The following is a 16,582-nucleotide window of genomic DNA, read 5'->3' as shown; positions in this document are numbered from 1 at the left end:
GCATGTTCGCGGTGTCGTGGCCCGCGGGGCCGGATCGGGAGAACGAGGACGCGGTCGTCCTGCGCCCGGGCATCGGGGTCGTCGTCGACGGAGCGGGATTGGACGCCTCGGTCCGCCGGGGCTGCGTGCACAGCGTCGCCTGGTACGCCCGCAGCCTCGCGGCGGCCTTCGGCGAGCTCCTGGAGGACCGCCGGGTCGCGATGACGGACGCGCTCGCCGAGGCGATCCGCATCGTGACCGCCTCGCACGGCGACGGCTGCTCGCTGATCGGAGGGTCGCCGAGCGCCACGGCCGCCGCCTGGCGCGTCGACGGCGACGACGTGGAGCACCTCGTGCTGTGCGACGCCTCGATCGTGGTCCTGGATGCGGACGGAGGTGTTGAGGAGGTCACGGACCGACGCATCGAGGACGCCGTGACGCGTCGCACGGCCGAGATCCTGGCTCAGACGGCGGGGCCCCGCCCGCCGACGCCCGAGGAGGTCTGGTCGACGCGGTTCCGCGCCCTGGAGGAGACCCGGAACGTGCAGGGCGGCTTCTGGTGCGCCCAGACCGACCCGGCCGCGGCCGGGGAGGCTCTGACCGGTCGACGCCGGATCGGCGACGGGGGAGCGGTGGCCGTGCTCGCCGCGTCCGACGGCGGCACGCGAGGCTTCCAACTGGTGGGGGCGCATGATCTCGCCTCCTTCGCGGCCCGCGCCGCGTCGGGCGAGCTGGAAGAGCTCGCCGCCGAGATCCGCACGGGGGAGGAGCGTCTGCGCGTACGCGGCACGTTCCGCGGAAAGCCCTTCGACGACCTGACGATCGTGGTCGCGTCCTTCGAGCCCCCGGCGTCCCTCTCCTCGCCGCGCGGCGGCGCGACGCCCGATTGATAGCGAGACGACATGGACCGGACGACGGAGCGCCAGGCCGATGGCCCGGTATGAAGAAGCCCCTCGGTCCCGTCTGCACGGGGCCGAGGGGCCTTCCACAGCGACAGCGGCTGGTGGAGCTGGGGGGAATCGAACCCCCGTCCAACGCTGAGTCTCCACGCCTTCTCCGGGCGCAGTCTGTGCAGACGTTCTGCTCGGCCCCGACCTTTGTCACAGACACCTAAGTCGACAGGCCCAGTCCGGGAAGAGTCCCGTGCGGTGTCCGGACGCCACCGCACAGCAAGATCCCTAGATGACGCCAGAATCCGTACCGGGATCACATACGGTCTGACGGACTATCGGGCTCGCTTACGCAGCGAGGGCGAAGTCAGTGCGCTTTGCATTGGCACTTATTGTTTTGCAGGGAGCGTTCACGAGATAACCCTGCATCCTCGGCCCGCTTCTCGTGGATTCACAGGCGCTGTCGAAACCGATCAGCCCCGTGGTCCTTCTCGCGAAGGAGCCGCTGTCGCGCTGTGGAGTTGTCAGGGGCGCCGAAGCACCCGAGCATCACAGACTACAACGCATCCGCCGCCCGCGCCATTCCGCGGGCGACGGATGCGTCCGGGTCAGGCCCGTCGGCGGCGGACGGCGACGAGCGCGACGGTGCCGAGGAGCAGCAGGAACCCGCCGATCGCCAGGGGCGCCGCCGGGTCCGCGCCGGTGGCGGGCAGCGCGCCGCCGGGCGCCGGGGCGGGAGTCGGCGAGACGGTCGGCGACGGCGAGGTCGTCGGTCCCGGCGTCGGGGAGGGGGTCGGCGAAGGCGTCGGGGTGGGCGTCGGTCCCGGCGCGGGGACGACGTCGAACGAGATCCCCGTGACGTCGCCGTCGATGATCGTCACCTCACGGGTGGGCTCACCGTGGACCACGTAACCGGCCGGCGGATCGATCGTCACGAGGTAGTCGCCGGGGACCAGGCCCGGCACCTCGAAGCGGCCCTCCGAGTCCGTCACGACCGGATCCGGGTCGACCGGCCCCTCGACGTCGACGACGACCTCGGCGACCCCGTCGCCGTCGATCACGACGGAGCCGGAGATCGAGGAGGGGGACTGCAGGACGAAGTCGACGTCCTGAATCGGCCGCGCATCCTGCTCCGGCACGGTGAAGGGCTCGGGCACGCGGATCGGGGTGTAGCCGTCCGGCGGCGTGATCGTGACGCGGTGCTCCCCGGGTCCGACCTCCGGGAAGACATAGGCGCCGTCGTCGCCGGTCGTCGCCGTGGTGCCGTCGTCGAGCGTCACGACGGCGCCGGGCACCGGGTTGCCGTCCTCGTCGGTCACGGTGCCCGAGACCGGCACCGTCACGGATGCGGGATCCCCCAGGGTGAAGTCGGCGACGCCGTCGGACTCCGAGAGGTCCACGGCACGCCGGGGGACGTCGGCCACGCGACCGGGCGGCGGGACGATCTCGACCGTGTACCCGTCGGAGGCGAGGTTCTCCGGGAAGAGGTAGGTGCCGTCCTGGCCGGTCGTGGTCTCCCCGATGACGGCCCCGTCCGGGCCGAGCAGACGGATCGTCACGTCGGCGACCGGCTCGCCGCTGTCGGCGTCGGACACGGTGCCGGCGATGTCCCGGCTCAACGCCGCGAACCACGTCTGGTACACGGGGAAGCCGGACCGCTGGGTGAACGTGAAGGTGAGAGAGGAGATCGGCGCATTCGGCTCGAACCAGGCCGCGGCTCCGGCCGTGTCGATCGCGTCCGCGTTGCCGGTCAGGGTCGCGGTCGTCGGGTCCCATGCGGGGACGTCTGCGGGGTCGCCCGTGCAGGACGGCTTCCCGGACAGCGCCGGGTCGCAGTAGTTGAACGAATCGCGGTATCCGAGCTCGTCCGAGGTCAGCGCCTGGCCGTCGGGTCCCTCGGCCGAGATCTGCACCTGGTCCGCATCGATGTCGCCGAGCACGAAGGCCCATCCGGCGCCGGGAGCCGGGGTGTCGAACGTATAGGTGGTGACCGAAGGGGTGGTCGGACCGTCCGCCTGGGGGCGGAGGTTGAGATACGGCTGGTCTCGGCTGCTGCCGTACTTCTGGCCGACCGGCGTGTCCGCGGAGAGCCACGTGCTGCCGCCGGAGAACACGCCCACGCCGCCGCGCGAGTTCGAGTCGAGCGTCGCCCGCAGCGGGGGCTGGTCGGCGATCGTCACGGCGCCCGTGTACGCGCCGGGCCCGCCCTCCAGCGGGTCCCAGGACGCCCAGGACGTGGTGGTCGCGGCGGAGGCGGAGAGGGCGGTGCCCACGGCTGCCGTCGCGACGAGAAGGCCGATTCCCGTCATCGCTGTCGTTCGTCGCATACCGGTATGTTGTCACGGCGAACCGGGCCCGGGGAATCCTCGGCTCCTCTCATGACAGCGTCTGACGTAGAGTCGCCGCATGAGCGAACTCACCATTACCGTGCGCGGCGAGCACGAGGTCCGCATCGCCCCCGAGCAGGCCACCGTGCACCTTTCCGTGACGATCGAGGGCCCGCACCGGGAGGACGTCGTCGAGCGTGCCCTGGCGCTCGCGGCTCCGGTCCGCGACGGGATCGCGGCCCGAGAGGAGAGCGGCGCGATCGCCGAGTGGTCCAGCACGCGCATGGGGGTCCGTGCGGAGCGCCCGTGGAACAGCGAAGGCAAGCGCCTCGCCCCGGTCTATCACGCGACGGTGGAGTTCACGGCCACGTTCTCCGACCTCTCCGAGATGTCCGTCTGGGTGACGGAGGTGTCCGTGGGAGAGGGCGTGACCATCGGGGCCACGGTCTGGAAGCTCACTCCGGAGACCCGTCGACGGGTCGAGCAGGAGGTGGCCGCCGAGGCAGTCGGCGTCGCCGTGTCCCGCGCGACCGCGTACGCGACGGCCCTGGGCTACGAACGCGTGGAGCCGATCGAGGTGGCCGATACCGGCATGATCTCGTCCCGCCCGACGCCGGTCGTGCAGGAGCGCGGAGGGCTGCGTGCCGCGGCGGCGTTCGCGGCACCGGCGGGCGATGCCGCGATGCAGTTCCAGGCCGAGGACATCGTCGTCGCGGCGACCGTGGAGGCCCGCTTCCTCGCACGCTGAGCGGTCTCGTCCGAATCGTCCACGCGGGCACTTCCGCGAGCGCGGCGGCGGTGCGATCATGGCATCGCGAGGAGGCGAAATGATCGATCTCGAAGACGTGGACGCCGACGAGGACGGCGCGCTGACCGCGACGGCCGTGCTCCCCGGGGACCGGCACGTGACCGTGGAGTTCGCCGTCGATGACGAGGAGGACCTGGACGTCGACGACGACGACGAGGCGGACGACGACGAGCGCGAGCCGGCCGATCCGGACCTCGCGCGGATGCAGGAGACCGTCCGTCACGCGCTCGCCCGGCTGACGGAGGAGGTCCTCGACGCCCGCGAGCACGACGTGGTGGCCGAGCTGACCGCCGCCGCTTACGGCGACGACGAGGATTCCGTGGATCGCGAGGCCGAACTCGCCGCCGACATCTCGCTCGACGGCGTGGTGGTGTTCGACGACGGAGCGATGGCGCTGCTCTACGTCGCGCCGGAGCAGTATCCAGGCTCGGCGATCCGCTGTCAGCTCGACGACGATCTGGAGGTCGAGGACCTCGAGGTCGAGTGACCGGGAGCCGCGTCAGGCCTCGCGCACGGAGATCAGCATGTGACCGGCGGGCACCTTCGCCTCGAGCGCGGCCAGGTCCTCCGCCTCGATCTCCTGAAGGCCGTCACGGCGCACGATGAGCCCCTCAGCGGTCAGGACCGTGTCCTTCTTCGCCATGGTGACGGGAGCGGACGCCAGTTCCCAGCCCTCGGGGGTCTGGGCGGCGAGCAGGTCCTGGATCTCGTCCAGTTCGTGGCCCTGCACGGTGGCGGTACGGGTTTCGACGGGGCGGATGAGACCGATCAGCATGCTTCCAGGGTAGAGGTCTCCACGGACAGTGCCGGGCCGGTGGGGCGGCTCAGGCCGCGTCGCCGACGAGGATCGCCTCCGCGTCCTCGGCGGCGTCGTGCGATCCGCGGTCGATGTGGCGCAACGCTCGGCGCCCGAGGAGCACGACGAGGGCGGCGACGAGCACCGAGAGGGCCGCGAAGAGGTACGGCACGGTGGCGGAGAACGCGTGCCACAGCAGCGCGGCCAGCGGAGGGGCCGCGGCGCCGCCGAGGAACCGCACGGCGGAGTAGGCGGACGACGCGACCGCGCGGGGGAGATCCGTCGCCTCCATGACCGCCTCGGTGAGCACGGTGTTCATGACTCCCAGCAGCAGACCGCCGACGACGATGCAGACCACCAGAGCGGCGGGGGACGAGACCAGCAGCCCCGCCGCGATCAGATCCACCGCCAGCAGCGGGAGGACGACGAGGATGATCCTCGTCAGCGGCATGCGGCGCAGGAGCAGCGGTGCCAGCCACACGCTCGTGATCGCCAGGGCGACGCCCCATCCGAAGAACGTGAGTCCGATGCCCATCGCCCCGAAGCCCAGCGGGAACGGCGAGAAGGCGAGCAGCACGAAGAAGCCGATGTTGTAGAACAGGGCGGCCACGGCGAGGACGGCGAGGGCGGGGCGACGCAGCGCCGTGAACGGCGCCGAGAACGGGACGGGGGCGCGCTTCTCGCCCGGTCCCCGCAGGAGCACGAGCACCGCGATGAAGGCGATCGCCATGAGCGCGACGACGCCGAAGAACGGCCCGCGCCAGCTCTGCTCGCCGAGCAGTCCGCCCAGCAGCGGGCCCACGGCGATCCCGAGGCCGAGGGCGGCCTCGTACAGGACGATCGCGGCGCTGCTGCCGCCGCTGGCGGCGCCGACGATCGTGGCGAGCGCGGTGGAGATGAACAGCGCGTTGCCCAACCCCCACCCGGCGCGGAAGCCGATGACGGCGTCGACGCTCCCGCTGACGGCGCACAGCAGCGCGAACACCACGATGAGGCCGAGCCCGACGAGCAGCGTGGACTTGGCCCCGATCCGGCTGGAGATCCAGCTCGTCACGAGCATCGCGAGACCGGTCACGAGCAGATAGCTGGTGAAGAGCAGCTCGGTCTGGACCGGCGAGGCCTGCAGCGCGTCGGCGATCGCGGGGAGGATCGGATCCACGAGGCCGATGCCCATGAAGGCGACCACGCAGGCGAAGGCGACGGCCCAGACCTGGGCAGGCTGACGCCAGATGGAGGTCGGTGCGGCGGAGGGGGAACTGCTCAACGGGGGGTCCTTTCCGAGACGGTGCGACTGTGCAGGAGGGCGGCGGCGCGGGCGAGGACCGTCCAGTCGTCGTCGTCGAGATCGGAGAACCGTGGCTCGAGCGCCTCCTGGATCTGGCGGCGCCAGGAGCGGACCGCGTCCCGTCCGGCCTCGGTGACCGTCACGACCGTCGCCCGCGAGTCCTCCGGATCGGGGGAGCGCGTCACGAGACCGTCCTGTTCGAGCTGCCCGATCAGGCGGGTGATCCCGGGTTGGGTCGTCCGGCTCGCCCGCGCGAGCTCACCGACGCGGAGGGGGCCCTGGGCGTCCAGCAGGCTCAGCGCGCGCCACTGCGCGGCGGGCGCCTCGTTGCCGGTCGCGTGGGCCGCGATGCGGGTGAGCGCGTGCGCGGAGAAGACGATCGACGGGATGATCTCGGCGCGATTCATACCGCAAGTATATATCAAATGGTATGTAAATGGGGCCGGAGTCCGAACCCATGAGAGGTCAACGCCGGGCGGCGGCGAGGCGCGACGAGAGCTGGTGGGCGTGTGCGAGGAGGGTGCGTCCGAGGGAGGGGAGCCGATCCGGGCCGAAGCGGAACTCCACGCCGGTGAGGCTCAGCGCCCACTCGGCGCGGCCGTCCCGGTCGAACACCGCGGCGCCCATGCCCCAGCTGCCCTCGACGATGAGGCCGGGATTGACGGCGTATCCGCGCGCCTTGGTGTCGGCCAGGCGGGCCCGCAGCGGACCCGCGCCGTGCGCGCGGCCCCACCGCTCGGGCAGCTCCGGGTGGCGATCCAGGTAGGCATCCACATCGTGGTCCGGGAGGAAGGCGAGGATCGCGAGCCCGGCACTGGCGACGCCGAGGGGGAAGCGCACGCCCTCGCTGAGCACGAAGGAGCGGATCGGGAACGACCCCTCCTCGCGCAGGAGGCACACCGTCTCGTCGGCGCGGCGCACCGAGAGGAAGGCGCTCTCCTCCGTCTTCACCGCCAGTGACCGGACGATGTCGCGGGCGAGCTCGGTCACGTCGTACCGCGCCGCGGCCACCGTTCCCATGAGATAGAGCTCCGGGCCGGGCATCCAGCGCGCCGTCTCGGCATCCTGGTCGACGAGCCCCTCCGCGCGGAGGGCGGAGAGCAGCCGGTGAGCGGTCGGGCGGCTGAGTCCGGCGGCGCGGGAGAGCTCCTGCAGGGAGGCCCCCTCCGCGGAGGCCGAGACGAGGCGCAGCAGGCCCGCCGCGCGGGCGACCGCCTGGGTTCCGGGCACCGTGCGACGGGATGCGTCGTTGCGTTCCACGATATGGACGGTATCGACACGCGGGTCCACATCGCAATCATCCGCTTGTCGGGTGCTCATCGCGACGCGCACGGTGGAGGGATACCGACGAAGGAGTGCGGCGTGATCGACAAGACCTGGGCCTCCGCCGCGGAGGCCGTCGCGGACATCCCGGACGGTGCGTCGCTGGCGGTCGGCGGCTTCGGCCTCTCCGGGAACCCCATGGCGCTCATCGAGGCGCTGCACGCCCGCGGGACCCGCGACCTCAGCATCGTCAGCAACAACTGCGGCGTCGACGACTGGGGCCTGGGGCTCCTCCTCGGCGCCGGGCGCATCCGCAAGATGACCTCGTCCTACGTCGGCGAGAACAAGGAGTTCGAGCGGAAGTTCCTCTCCGGCGAGCTGGAGCTGGAGCTGACCCCGCAGGGCACCCTCGCCGAGAAGCTCCGGGCGGGCGGAGCGGGGATCGCGGCGTTCTACACGCAGACCGGCGTCGGCACCCAGGTCGCCGAGGGCGGGCTGCCCCGCAGGTACGACGGCGCCGGGGGAGTGGCCGTCGCGTCGCCCGTCAAGGAGGTGCGGCGCTTCGCCCCCGCCGGCATCGAGCACGACTACGTGCTCGAGGAGGCCATCGTCACCGACTACGCCCTCGTCCACGCGCTGCGCGGCGATCGTCACGGCAATCTCGTCTTCAACAAGGCGGCGCGGAACTTCAACCCGCTCGCCGCGCAGGCCGGGCGGATCTGCATCGCACAGGTGGAGGAGCTCGTCGAGCCCGGGGAGCTGGACCCCGATGCCGTGCACCTGCCCGGGATCTACGTGCACCGCGTCGTCGAGGTCGGGACGGGCATCGAGAAGCGCATCGAGCGCCGCACCGTCCGCGACACGACGAAGGAAGGAGCCTGAGATGGCGCTCAGCCGCGACGAGATGGCCGCTCGCGCCGCTCGGGAGCTCCGGGACGGCGCCTACGTGAACCTCGGGATCGGGCTCCCGACGCTCGTGCCGAACCACGTGCCGGAGGGTGTGACGGTGGTCCTCCAGTCGGAGAACGGCATCCTGGGCGTCGGCCCGTACCCGACGGAGGAGGAGGTGGACCCCGATCTCATCAACGCGGGGAAGGAGACCGTGACGACCCTGCCGGGGACGTCCTTCTTCGATTCGGCGATGAGCTTCGGCATGATCCGCGGGGGAAAGATCGACGCGGCCATCCTTGGCGCGATGCAGGTGTCTGCGGGCGGAGACCTGGCGAACTGGATGATCCCAGGGAAGATGGTGAAGGGGCCGGGTGGCGCGATGGACCTCGTGCACGGAGCCGGCCGGGTGATCGTGCTCATGGAGCACGTCGCCAAGGACGGCTCGGCCAAGATCGTCGACGAGTGCTCGCTGCCGCTGACCGGCAAGGGCGTCGTCGACCGGATCATCACGGACCTCGCGGTGATCGACGTCACCGAGGACGGTCTCGTCCTCGTGGAGACGGCTCCCGGGGTCTCGGTGCAGGATGTGATCGATGCGACCGAGCCGCCGCTCGTGATCGCCGAGGGAGTGGAGAACGCATGAACGACGCCGCAGCGCAGGCAGAAGGACCGGACGACGTCGTCATCGTCGCCGCCGCGCGGACCCCGCAGGGACGCCTGAAGGGACAGCTCGCCCCGTTCACCGCCCCGGAGCTCGGTGCGTTCGCGATCCGCGGTGCACTCGCGCAGGGCGGGGTGGCGCCGGAGGACGTCGACGCGGTCATCGTCGGGCAGGTGCTGGCCGCCGGATCGGGACAGAACGCCGCCCGCCAGGCCGCGATCGGGGCGGGCATCGGCTGGGACGTGCCGTCGCACTCCGTCAACAAGGTGTGCCTCTCCGGGCTCACGGCCGTGATCGATGCGGCGCGAATGATCCGCACAGGAGACGCGACCACCGTCGTCGCCGCGGGAATGGAGTCCATGACGCGGGCGCCGCACCTGCTGATGGGGTCGCGGGACGGATGGGCGTACGGCTCCGTGGAGGTGCTGGACCACATGGCGTACGACGGCCTGACCGACGCGTACGACCGGGAGAGCATGGGATCGTCGACGGAACGGCACAACGCCCGCTTCGAGGTGACGCGGGAGGCACAAGACGCCGTGGCGGCACGGTCGCACCAGCGCGCCGCCGCGGCGACCGAGGCCGGGGTCTTCGACGCCGAGATCGTCCCGGTCACCGTCCCGCAGCGCAAGGGGGACCCGCTCGTGCTCACCCGTGACGAGGGCATCCGTCCGGAGACCACGACGGAGACCCTCGGCGTCCTCCGTCCGGCGTTCGCCGAGGGGGGATCGATCACCGCTGGCAACTCCTCGCAGATCTCGGACGGCGCGTCGGCCCTCGTCGTGACCACCCGGGCCCACGCCGCGGAGCGCGGATGGCCCGTGCTGGCGACGGTCGGAGCGAGCGGGCAGACGGCGGGCCCGGACAACTCGTTGCACGCGCAGCCCGCACGTGCGATCGAGAAGGCGCTGGAGAAGCAGGGCATCACGGTGGAGGACCTGGACCTCGTCGAGATCAACGAGGCGTTCGGCGCGGTGGTCGCACGCTCCCAGAGCGAGCTCGGCCTGTCCGATGACGTCGTCAACGTCCACGGCGGCGGCATCGCGATCGGGCACCCGATCGGGGCGAGCGGCGCGCGACTCGCGGTCCACCTGGCGCACGAACTCGCACGCCGGGGCTCCGGGACCGCCGTGGCGGCGCTGTGCGGAGGCGGCGGCCAGGGCGAGGCGTTGATCCTCACCCGCTGACCCGCCAAGGGATCAGCGCTTGGCGGCCTTCTTCTCCTGCTTGGCGGCGATCTTCTCCGCCTTCTCCGCACGCTTGCGCTGGGTGGCGGCGACCGGGGAGTCGTCGGGCACCGGGATCCCGCGCGCGTCGCGGCGCATGTCGACGACGGCGCCGATGGCGAGCGCCAGCGAGATCCCCCAGGCGAGCCATGCGAGCAAGGCCCGCCAGGTGACCGGCGTGTCCCGGGAGCCCCGCAGCAGGGCGATGCCGCTCGTCACCGCCGCGAACAGTCCGCTGCCGAAGAGGTAGTTTCGCATCCCTCCACGCTACCCGTCGGCGAGCGCCTTGCCGAGGCGGCGGACGCCCTCGCGGATCTTCTCCGGGGAGTAGGTCGTGAACGACAGCCGCAGCGCACGCTCGTCCGGCGGGCCGGCGAAGAAGGGAGCGCCGGGGACGAACGCGACGTCGTGGGAGAGCGCGGTCCGCAGGGCGGCGGTCGCATCGCGGCCCTCCGGCAGCCGGACCCAGAGGAACATGCCGCCGTCCGGACTGTTCGCGGTGCTCCCGGGCGGAAGCGCCTCGGGCAGCGCCGCGCGCATCGCGTCCCGGCGTTCGGCGTAGGCGGCGCGGATCCGCTCGAGGGCCGGGGCGGCGCGCCCGGAATCGAGGTAGTGCGCAGCCGCCGCCTGGTCGATGGTGGAGGTGTGCAGGTCCGCGGCCTGTTTCGCGATCGTCACGGACGGTCGCACGTCGGCAGTCGCACGCAGCCAGCCGATGCGCAGCCCCGGGGCGATCACCTTCGAGAAGCTCCCGAGGCTGATGACGTGCTCGGGGGCGTACGCCGCCAGGGACGGCAGGGGAGAGCCGGAGTAGCGGAGCTGTCGGTACGGCTCGTCCTCGACGATGCGGAACCCGTGGCGCTGGGCGATCTCGGCGATCCGGGCGCGGGCGCTCTCGTCGTGCGTGCGGCCGGTCGGGTTCTGGAACGTGGGAACGGTGTAGAAGAACCGCGGCGCGTGGGCGGCGGCGAGCCGGTCCAGGGCCTCCAGGTCCAGCTCCTCGCCGGCGTAGGGGACGCTGACGATCCGGGCCCCGGCGAGCGAGAAAGTCTGCAGGGCCGCGAGATAGCAGGGCTCCTCGACGAGGACGGCGTCGCCGGGGTCCAGCAGGGCGGTGGAGAGCAGCCCCAGGGCCTGCTGCGACCCGGTCGTCACGAGGAGGTCCGCGGGACTCGTCTCCAGCCCGTCCGCCCGGTATCCCTCGGCGACCAGCTCCCGCAGTCGCGGATCCCCCTCCGACAGGGAGTACTGCAGCACGTCGGGTGTGCGCAGCACCTCGTCGTACGCGGCGCGGATCCCGTCGAGGTCGAACAGCTCGGGGGCGGGCAGGCCGCCGGCGAACGAGATGACCTCGGGGCGCGCGGTCAGCGCGAGGAGGTCGCGGACGGGGGAGGTCTTCGCGCCCCCGACGCGCGTCGAGCGCGGGGGCAGGGATGCTGTGGAGGGGGAGGGAGGGGCACTCGTCATCGTCCGGCCTTCGTCACGGGGAGAATGATCCCCTCACCCTAGGGCACCGCACACCGCCCGGGAGCGCGTGTGTCGGGAACGCTAGAATGGTCGGGTCGCGTCCCTCGCGACCCAGCTGTGCATCCACCGGCCGTCGGCTTCCCGACGGATGCGGCGGCACTCTGCCACCTCGATCCAGGGCCGAATCGGTCAGGGCCACGTCGTGGACGTGTCCTCGCCGTCCGCCCTGCACCCGGACGGACGCCATGATCACGCAGACAGACTCTCCCTCGCTCGCCGCGGACTCCCGACCCCCGAGCGTCTTCGGGCTCGCGGGCCTGCCGTATTTCGTCATCGCCTTCCTGGCCAGGATGCCCTTCGCCATGATGGTCGTCGGCGTCCTCACCCTCGCCGTGGCGGGACGCGGTTCGCTGTCCCTGGGCGGACTGACCTCGGCGGCGGTCGGGATCGGGACCGCCTGCTTCGGCCCGTTGCTGGGTGCAGCGGCCGACCGGTTCGGGCAGCGGCGGGTGCTGCTCGTCCTCGCGGTGGCGAATCCGACGGCGCTGGGGCTGTTCGTGTCCGCCGTGTATCTCGGCGTCCCCGAGGCCCTTCTTCTCGCCAGCGCCTTCGCCATCGGTGCGACGGCTCCGCAGGTGGCGCCGCTGTCGCGTTCGCGTCTGGTCACCCTCATCGGCGAGCGCGTACCCGAGGAGCGCCGAGCGCGATCGGTGTCGTCCACCATGGCGTACGAGTCGGCGGCGGACGAGACGGTGTTCATCATCGGGCCGTTCCTCGTGGGGCTGCTGGCCTCCTTCATCGCGCCCTGGGCACCGTTGGTCATCGGCGCCGCGCTCACGGTGCTCTCGGTCGGGGCCTTCGCCCTGCACCCCTCGGCCGCGCACGTCTCGCGGGAGCGGACCGAGGACGGGCGGGCGCCGTCCTCCGCACGGGAGCTGTTCCGGCCCCGTCTGCTCGTCGTGGTCCTCGGCATCTTCGGCGTCGGGCTGTTCTTCGGCACGATGCTGACCTCTCTGACGGCGTTCATGACCGAACGGGGAGATCCCGAGGCCGCGGGCCTGCTCTATGGGGTGATGGGCATCGGCTCGGCGGTGCTGGCCCTCGGCGTCGTCCTCCTTCCCGCCCGGTTCTCCCTGCGGGCTCGCTGGCTCGTCTTCGCCGGGATCCTGCTGGGCGGAGCGCTCATCCTGCTCACCGTGTCCGACGTGGCCGGAATGGTCCTGGCACTGGCCGTCATGGGAATCGGGATCGGGCCCACGCTCGTGACCCAGTACAGCTTCGGCGCCGCGCTGAGCCCCGCGGGGCGGTCGGCGACGGTGATGACGATGCTGGGGTCGGCGGTGATCGTCGGGCAGGCGGTCGGCGCGGCCGTCACCGGGAACGTCGCGCAGGAGATCGGCATCGCGACCGCCCTGCTGCTGCCGATCGCGGCCGCGGCGGTCGTCGTCGCCGCCGGGATCGCCAACGCGCTGGTGAACCGCGGCGCGCGGGGCCCGCGCCGGTCGGCCCGAGACGGGGCCGCGGCGCTCAGCTGAGGGTCGCGGCGACGACGCCGAGCTGCTGCCGGATCCGCTCCCCGAACGCCGCGCCGGTCACGAACGCGTCGTCCCATCCGTTCTCGACGAGCGCGTCCCGCCAGGCGCGGGCGCGCCGCATGCGGGAGAGGTCGTCGATCCACCGCTCGCGCGCCGCGGCCCCGATCCCGGGCGGTGCGACGAAGCCCCGCCAGTTGCGGAACACCACGTCGATGCCCGACTCCGTCAAGGTGGGGACGTCGAGTCCGGCGACGCGCTCGGCGGAGGAGACGGCCACCGCTCGCACGACTCCCGCGGAGAGCTGTCTGCGCAGCTCTCCGGCTCCGCCGAACGCCAGGTCCGCCTCGCCCGTCAGCAGGCGGGAGAGCAGCTCTCCGCCACCGCTGGCGGCGGAGAGGCGGATCGCGGAGGGGGCCACGCCGGCGGCCCTGGCGACCTGCACCACGAGGAGGTGATCGGGGCCCCCGGGGGAGGATCCGGTGCTGACCCGCAGCGCCGCCGGGTCGGCGCGCCAGGCCGCCAAGGCTGCGTCGAGCGTGCGGAAGGGCGAGTCCGGGGGCACGAGGACGACCCCCGGCTCGGTGGCGACCTGGGCCAGCGGGGTGAGCGCGGCGAGCTCGTCCGTCATCCCCGAGGCCCACGCCGCTCCGACGATCCCGAGCCCCATCGCGAGCGCCAGATGCTCCTCGCCCGCGGCGGCGATCGTCCGGACGAGGCCCGGGACGCCGCCTCCGCCGGGGACGTTGAACACGTCGGGCAACGGGGCGACGATGCCCTCCGTGAGCAGGATCTTCGCGGCCGTGCGCGCGGTGAGGTCGTAGCCGCCCCCGACGGCGGCGGGAACGAGGATCCGTCGTGCGGGGGAGTCGATCTCCTGGGGTCCGAGCGGAGCGCACCCGGCGAGGGCCGCCGCCGTCGCCCCCGCGACCGCGCCGCGCAGCAGCGTGCGCCGGGACAACGACGCGGCGGGGAGGGCGGAGGACGCGGGTCGTCGCATCGTCGCCTCCTCCTGCTCGCGGCGGGATGCGCCCCGCTCGACGCCCGGTCGATCTAGGGTGGAGCACAACCGCACCCACGTCCCGCCTGGGCACACCTTATCGGGAGGGACTCCTGGCCGAACCCCGCGGGCCCGTCCGCCTCAGCCTCGCCGCGCAGCTGCTCGTGCTGCAGCTCGTGGTGCTGGCGGGTGCCCTCTCCGGCGTCCTCTACCTGTCCCTCGGCCAGTCGCTGCGGACCTTCGAGGAGCAGGAGAGCCGTCGAACCCTCTCCACCGCCGAGTCGCTCGCCGCCTCGCCGCTGCTGCGGGCGCTGCTGCCCGAGGCCGACGCCGGGGGCGCCCCTCCCGAGGCGCTGCTCGTCGCCGCCGAATCGGCCCGCGGCGTCGCGGGGCTGTCGGAGACCGCGATCGTCGACGCGGAGGGGCGCGTGGTCGCCTCGACAGACCCGACCCGCAGCGGCAAACCGGCACCGCCCGAGATGGCGGGGGCGGAACCGGACCGGTCGTGGACCGGCACCGCCTCGCTCGAGGCGCACCCGGTGCTGTTGTCCCGGGCCCCGGTCCTCGACGAGACGGGAGCCCTCATCGGCGTGGCCGTCGCGGTCCAGGACTACCCGGAGTGGCCCGAGCGGATCCGTGCGGCGGTCCCGGACCTCCTCGTCACGCTCGCCGTGTTCGGGGCCATCGGCGTCGGCGGCTCCTACCTCCTGTCGCGCCGGCTGAAGCGGCAGACGCTCGGCATGGAGCCGGGGGAGATCGCCGAGCTCGTCGAGCACCGCGAGGCGCTGATCCGCGGGGTGAAGGAGGGTGTGGTGGCCGTGGACGCGGACGGCCGCGTCTCGGTGCTCAACGAGGCGGCGCGAGAGCTCCTCGGCTGGCAGAGCGTCAGGGAGGGGCAGCGGCTCGACCAGATCGACACCGATCCCGCCGTCCGGCTCGCCCTCGCACCGAACGCCGACGAACCCGGATCGGACGCGCCCCTCGTCGTGGCCGATCGCCTCCTCGTGGTCAACCGCCGCCCGATCCGTGCCCGTGATCGGGCCGTGGGCACGGTGACGACGCTCCGCGACCGCACCGAGCTGCTGGCGCTGGAGGAGGCGCTCGGGGCGAGCCGGACGACGACCGACCTGCTCCGTGCCCAGACGCACGAGTTCGCCAACCAGATGCACACCGTCTCGGGGCTGCTGCAGACGGGGGAGGCGGAGCAGGCTCTCCGCTACATCTCCGGCATCGCCCTCACCCGCTCGGCCATGGTGGACGCCGTGACCGAGCAGATCGCGGACCCGCCCCTCGCCGCGCTGCTCATCGCCAAGTCCTCGGTCGCGGCGGAGCGACGGGTGAGCCTGCTGCTGGACGAGGACGCACAGCTCGGCGCCGTCGCCCCTGCGCTGTCGAACGACCTGATCACGGTGGTCGGCAACCTCATCGACAACGCGTTCGACGCCGTCTCCGGGCAGGAGGCGGCAGAGGTCGACGTCGACGTCCGCGACGAGGACGGGGTGATCACCGTCACCGTGCAGGACTCCGGTCCGGGCTTCGCCGGCGTGGATCCGGAGCTGCTGATCGCGCGCGGCGTCAGCACCAAGGAGGCCGCGGACCCCGGAGGGCGGGGATACGGCCTCGCCCTCGTCCGGCACGTCTGTCGCCGCAACGGGGGAGACGTGACGGGCGCGGACACGGACGGCGCGGTGTTCACCGCCACGCTCCTTCGCCGCGCCGGAGACCGTGCCGAAGGAGAGAAGAACCCGTGATCGACGTCCTCGTGGTCGACGACGACCCGACCGTCGCCGGCCTGCACGCCGGCTTCGTCGCCGACGAGCCCGGCTTCCGCGTGTGCGGCATCGCGCACACCGTCAGTGCGACGCTCGACGCCGTCGCCAAACGCGCCCCGGATCTCGTCCTCCTCGATCTGCACCTGCCCGACGGGCACGGCCTGGCCCTCCTGCCGAGGCTGCGGCAGATCCGTCCCGAGCTCGACGCCATCGTCATCACCGCGGCGCGCGAGCAGCGCACGGTCGCGCAGGCGCTGCGCGGCGGCGTCGCGGGCTATCTCGTCAAGCCGTTCGAGCGTCAGGAGCTCAGCGACCGTCTGGCCCGCTACCGGGTCCACCTGCACGACGCGCCGGGGGAGGGGCTGGCCGACCAGGCCGCCGTCGACCGCGTGTTCGGCGCGGGCCCCGCCGCCGGCCGGTCCGGACGAGGACTGGCCGAGGAGACGCTGAGGGCCGTGCGCGAGGTGCTCGCCGCCGCGGAGGAGGACCTGTCCGCGCAGGAGGCGGCCGACCGGATCGGGATCTCGCGGGTGAGCGCCCGGCGCTATCTGGAGCACCTGCACGAGCGCGGCGAGGTCCAGGTGCGGCTGCGCTACGGAGCGGGGCGCCCGGAGCGGCGCTACCTGCTCCCGTGACGCGAGGACCCCGCGTTCCGGCGAACGGGAACGCGGGGTCCGGGTCACGG

Annotated in this window: 17 protein-coding genes and 1 other RNA gene; 9 read left to right on the top strand and 9 right to left on the bottom strand. The window is 72.6% G+C overall.

Annotated elements, in window-relative coordinates; translation table 11 throughout:
* Window positions 1-2: 2 nt before the first annotated feature.
* Window positions 3-869 carry a protein phosphatase 2C domain-containing protein gene (locus V6R91_RS24345; protein WP_336397418.1) on the top strand — a complete coding sequence of 289 codons (867 nt, stop codon included), beginning with the start codon at window positions 3-5 and terminating at the stop codon, window positions 867-869.
* A 111-nt stretch (window positions 870-980) separates the two neighbouring features.
* Here V6R91_RS24345 and ssrA read toward each other — a convergent pair.
* Together ssrA and V6R91_RS24335 are read right to left on the bottom strand one after the other, a co-directional pair.
* Window positions 981-1,350, bottom strand: a transfer-messenger RNA (tmRNA) gene (gene ssrA, locus V6R91_RS24340).
* A 127-nt stretch (window positions 1,351-1,477) separates the two neighbouring features.
* Window positions 1,478-3,196: a carboxypeptidase regulatory-like domain-containing protein gene (locus V6R91_RS24335; protein WP_336397417.1), complete on the bottom strand. Its 1,719-nt coding sequence runs from the start codon at window positions 3,194-3,196 to the stop codon at window positions 1,478-1,480.
* Window positions 3,197-3,275: 79 nt separating this feature from the next.
* Between V6R91_RS24335 and V6R91_RS24330 the strand changes: the two genes are divergently transcribed.
* Window positions 3,276-3,944 (top strand): SIMPL domain-containing protein, encoded by a 669-nt coding sequence (locus tag V6R91_RS24330; protein ID WP_336397416.1) that lies wholly within the window; start codon window positions 3,276-3,278, stop codon window positions 3,942-3,944.
* Between the two features lie 79 nt (window positions 3,945-4,023).
* A complete protein-coding gene (locus V6R91_RS24325; protein WP_336397415.1) occupies window positions 4,024-4,491 on the top strand; it encodes a hypothetical protein in 468 nt (155 codons plus the stop codon).
* Window positions 4,492-4,503: 12 nt separating this feature from the next.
* On the opposite strand, the gene V6R91_RS24320 is transcribed toward V6R91_RS24325, so the two are convergent.
* From V6R91_RS24320 to V6R91_RS24305, 4 genes are read right to left on the bottom strand one after another with little or no spacing between them, the layout of a single operon-like run.
* Window positions 4,504-4,779 (bottom strand): hypothetical protein, encoded by a 276-nt coding sequence (locus V6R91_RS24320; protein ID WP_067243552.1) that lies wholly within the window; start codon window positions 4,777-4,779, stop codon window positions 4,504-4,506.
* Between the two features lie 49 nt (window positions 4,780-4,828).
* Window positions 4,829-6,064, bottom strand: a complete 1,236-nt coding sequence (locus V6R91_RS24315) for an MFS transporter (RefSeq protein WP_067243551.1) — start codon at window positions 6,062-6,064, stop codon at window positions 4,829-4,831.
* A complete protein-coding gene (locus tag V6R91_RS24310; protein ID WP_336397414.1) occupies window positions 6,061-6,492 on the bottom strand; it encodes a MarR family winged helix-turn-helix transcriptional regulator in 432 nt (143 codons plus the stop codon). The genes V6R91_RS24315 and V6R91_RS24310 overlap by 4 nt, the downstream gene beginning before the upstream one ends.
* 58 nt (window positions 6,493-6,550) lie before the next feature.
* Window positions 6,551-7,345, bottom strand: a complete 795-nt coding sequence (locus tag V6R91_RS24305) for an IclR family transcriptional regulator (protein WP_067243557.1) — start codon at window positions 7,343-7,345, stop codon at window positions 6,551-6,553.
* 102 nt (window positions 7,346-7,447) lie between these two features.
* Here V6R91_RS24305 and V6R91_RS24300 point away from each other — a divergent pair, with 102 nt between their 5' ends.
* The 3 genes from V6R91_RS24300 to V6R91_RS24290 are packed head-to-tail and all read left to right on the top strand — an operon-like array spanning window position 7,448 to window position 10,087.
* On the top strand, window positions 7,448-8,230 hold the full coding sequence (locus V6R91_RS24300) for a CoA transferase subunit A (RefSeq protein ID WP_336397413.1): 783 nt from the start codon (window positions 7,448-7,450) through the stop codon (window positions 8,228-8,230).
* Window position 8,231: 1 nt separating this feature from the next.
* The gene (locus V6R91_RS24295; protein ID WP_336397412.1) at window positions 8,232-8,882 is read left to right on the top strand and encodes a CoA transferase subunit B; all 651 of its coding nucleotides are present in this window, start codon (window positions 8,232-8,234) and stop codon (window positions 8,880-8,882) included.
* The gene (locus tag V6R91_RS24290; protein WP_336397411.1) at window positions 8,879-10,087 is read left to right on the top strand and encodes an acetyl-CoA C-acetyltransferase; all 1,209 of its coding nucleotides are present in this window, start codon (window positions 8,879-8,881) and stop codon (window positions 10,085-10,087) included. The genes V6R91_RS24295 and V6R91_RS24290 overlap by 4 nt, the downstream gene beginning before the upstream one ends.
* A 12-nt stretch (window positions 10,088-10,099) precedes the next feature.
* Here the strand turns inward: V6R91_RS24290 and V6R91_RS24285 are convergent, their stop codons facing one another.
* Entirely contained in the window at window positions 10,100-10,384 is a 285-nt protein-coding gene (locus V6R91_RS24285; RefSeq protein WP_067243547.1) for a hypothetical protein, read from the bottom strand.
* Window positions 10,385-10,393: 9 nt separating this feature from the next.
* Complete coding sequence (locus V6R91_RS24280; RefSeq protein WP_336397410.1) at window positions 10,394-11,593, bottom strand: aminotransferase-like domain-containing protein; 1,200 nt, start codon at window positions 11,591-11,593, stop codon at window positions 10,394-10,396.
* 245 nt (window positions 11,594-11,838) lie between these two features.
* Here V6R91_RS24280 and V6R91_RS24275 point away from each other — a divergent pair, with 245 nt between their 5' ends.
* Window positions 11,839-13,128, top strand: coding sequence for an MFS transporter (locus V6R91_RS24275; RefSeq protein WP_336397409.1), 1,290 nt, complete (start codon window positions 11,839-11,841; stop codon window positions 13,126-13,128).
* Here V6R91_RS24275 and V6R91_RS24270 read toward each other — a convergent pair.
* Window positions 13,121-14,125 (bottom strand): tripartite tricarboxylate transporter substrate-binding protein, encoded by a 1,005-nt coding sequence (locus V6R91_RS24270; RefSeq protein ID WP_271061352.1) that lies wholly within the window; start codon window positions 14,123-14,125, stop codon window positions 13,121-13,123. The two genes, V6R91_RS24275 and V6R91_RS24270, sit on opposite strands and share 8 nt — an antisense overlap.
* A gap of 164 nt (window positions 14,126-14,289) precedes the next feature.
* Here V6R91_RS24270 and V6R91_RS24265 point away from each other — a divergent pair, with 164 nt between their 5' ends.
* Together V6R91_RS24265 and V6R91_RS24260 are read left to right on the top strand one after the other, a co-directional pair.
* Window positions 14,290-15,876 (top strand): sensor histidine kinase, encoded by a 1,587-nt coding sequence (locus V6R91_RS24265; RefSeq protein ID WP_336397408.1) that lies wholly within the window; start codon window positions 14,290-14,292, stop codon window positions 15,874-15,876.
* The gene (locus V6R91_RS24260) at window positions 15,873-16,532 is read left to right on the top strand and encodes a response regulator (RefSeq protein ID WP_336397407.1); all 660 of its coding nucleotides are present in this window, start codon (window positions 15,873-15,875) and stop codon (window positions 16,530-16,532) included. Before V6R91_RS24265 ends, V6R91_RS24260 begins: the two co-directional genes overlap by 4 nt.
* Window positions 16,533-16,582: the final 50 nt, after the last annotated feature.

It is taken from the genome of Microbacterium sp. CCNWLW41, from assembly GCF_037083505.1.
Note: the sequence above shows the minus strand (reverse complement) of the source record. Positions and strands in the feature narration are given on the sequence as shown.

Excerpts from the sequence above, each read along its gene's own strand:
- V6R91_RS24295 (WP_336397412.1), top strand. The coding sequence starts at position 8,232 with ATGGCGCTCAGCCGCGACGAGATGGCCGCTCGCGCCGCTCGGGAGCTC.
- V6R91_RS24310 (WP_336397414.1), bottom strand. The coding sequence starts at position 6,492 with ATGAATCGCGCCGAGATCATCCCGTCGATCGTCTTCTCCGCGCACGCG.
- V6R91_RS24330 (WP_336397416.1), top strand. The coding sequence starts at position 3,276 with ATGAGCGAACTCACCATTACCGTGCGCGGCGAGCACGAGGTCCGCATC.
- V6R91_RS24290 (WP_336397411.1), top strand. The coding sequence starts at position 8,879 with ATGAACGACGCCGCAGCGCAGGCAGAAGGACCGGACGACGTCGTCATC.
- V6R91_RS24345 (WP_336397418.1), top strand. The coding sequence starts at position 3 with ATGTTCGCGGTGTCGTGGCCCGCGGGGCCGGATCGGGAGAACGAGGAC.
- V6R91_RS24335 (WP_336397417.1), bottom strand. The coding sequence starts at position 3,196 with ATGCGACGAACGACAGCGATGACGGGAATCGGCCTTCTCGTCGCGACG.
- V6R91_RS24275 (WP_336397409.1), top strand. The coding sequence starts at position 11,839 with ATGATCACGCAGACAGACTCTCCCTCGCTCGCCGCGGACTCCCGACCC.
- V6R91_RS24285 (WP_067243547.1), bottom strand. The coding sequence starts at position 10,384 with ATGCGAAACTACCTCTTCGGCAGCGGACTGTTCGCGGCGGTGACGAGC.
- V6R91_RS24320 (WP_067243552.1), bottom strand. The coding sequence starts at position 4,779 with ATGCTGATCGGTCTCATCCGCCCCGTCGAAACCCGTACCGCCACCGTG.
- V6R91_RS24325 (WP_336397415.1), top strand. The coding sequence starts at position 4,024 with ATGATCGATCTCGAAGACGTGGACGCCGACGAGGACGGCGCGCTGACC.
- V6R91_RS24280 (WP_336397410.1), bottom strand. The coding sequence starts at position 11,593 with ATGACGAGTGCCCCTCCCTCCCCCTCCACAGCATCCCTGCCCCCGCGC.
- V6R91_RS24270 (WP_271061352.1), bottom strand. The coding sequence starts at position 14,125 with ATGCGACGACCCGCGTCCTCCGCCCTCCCCGCCGCGTCGTTGTCCCGG.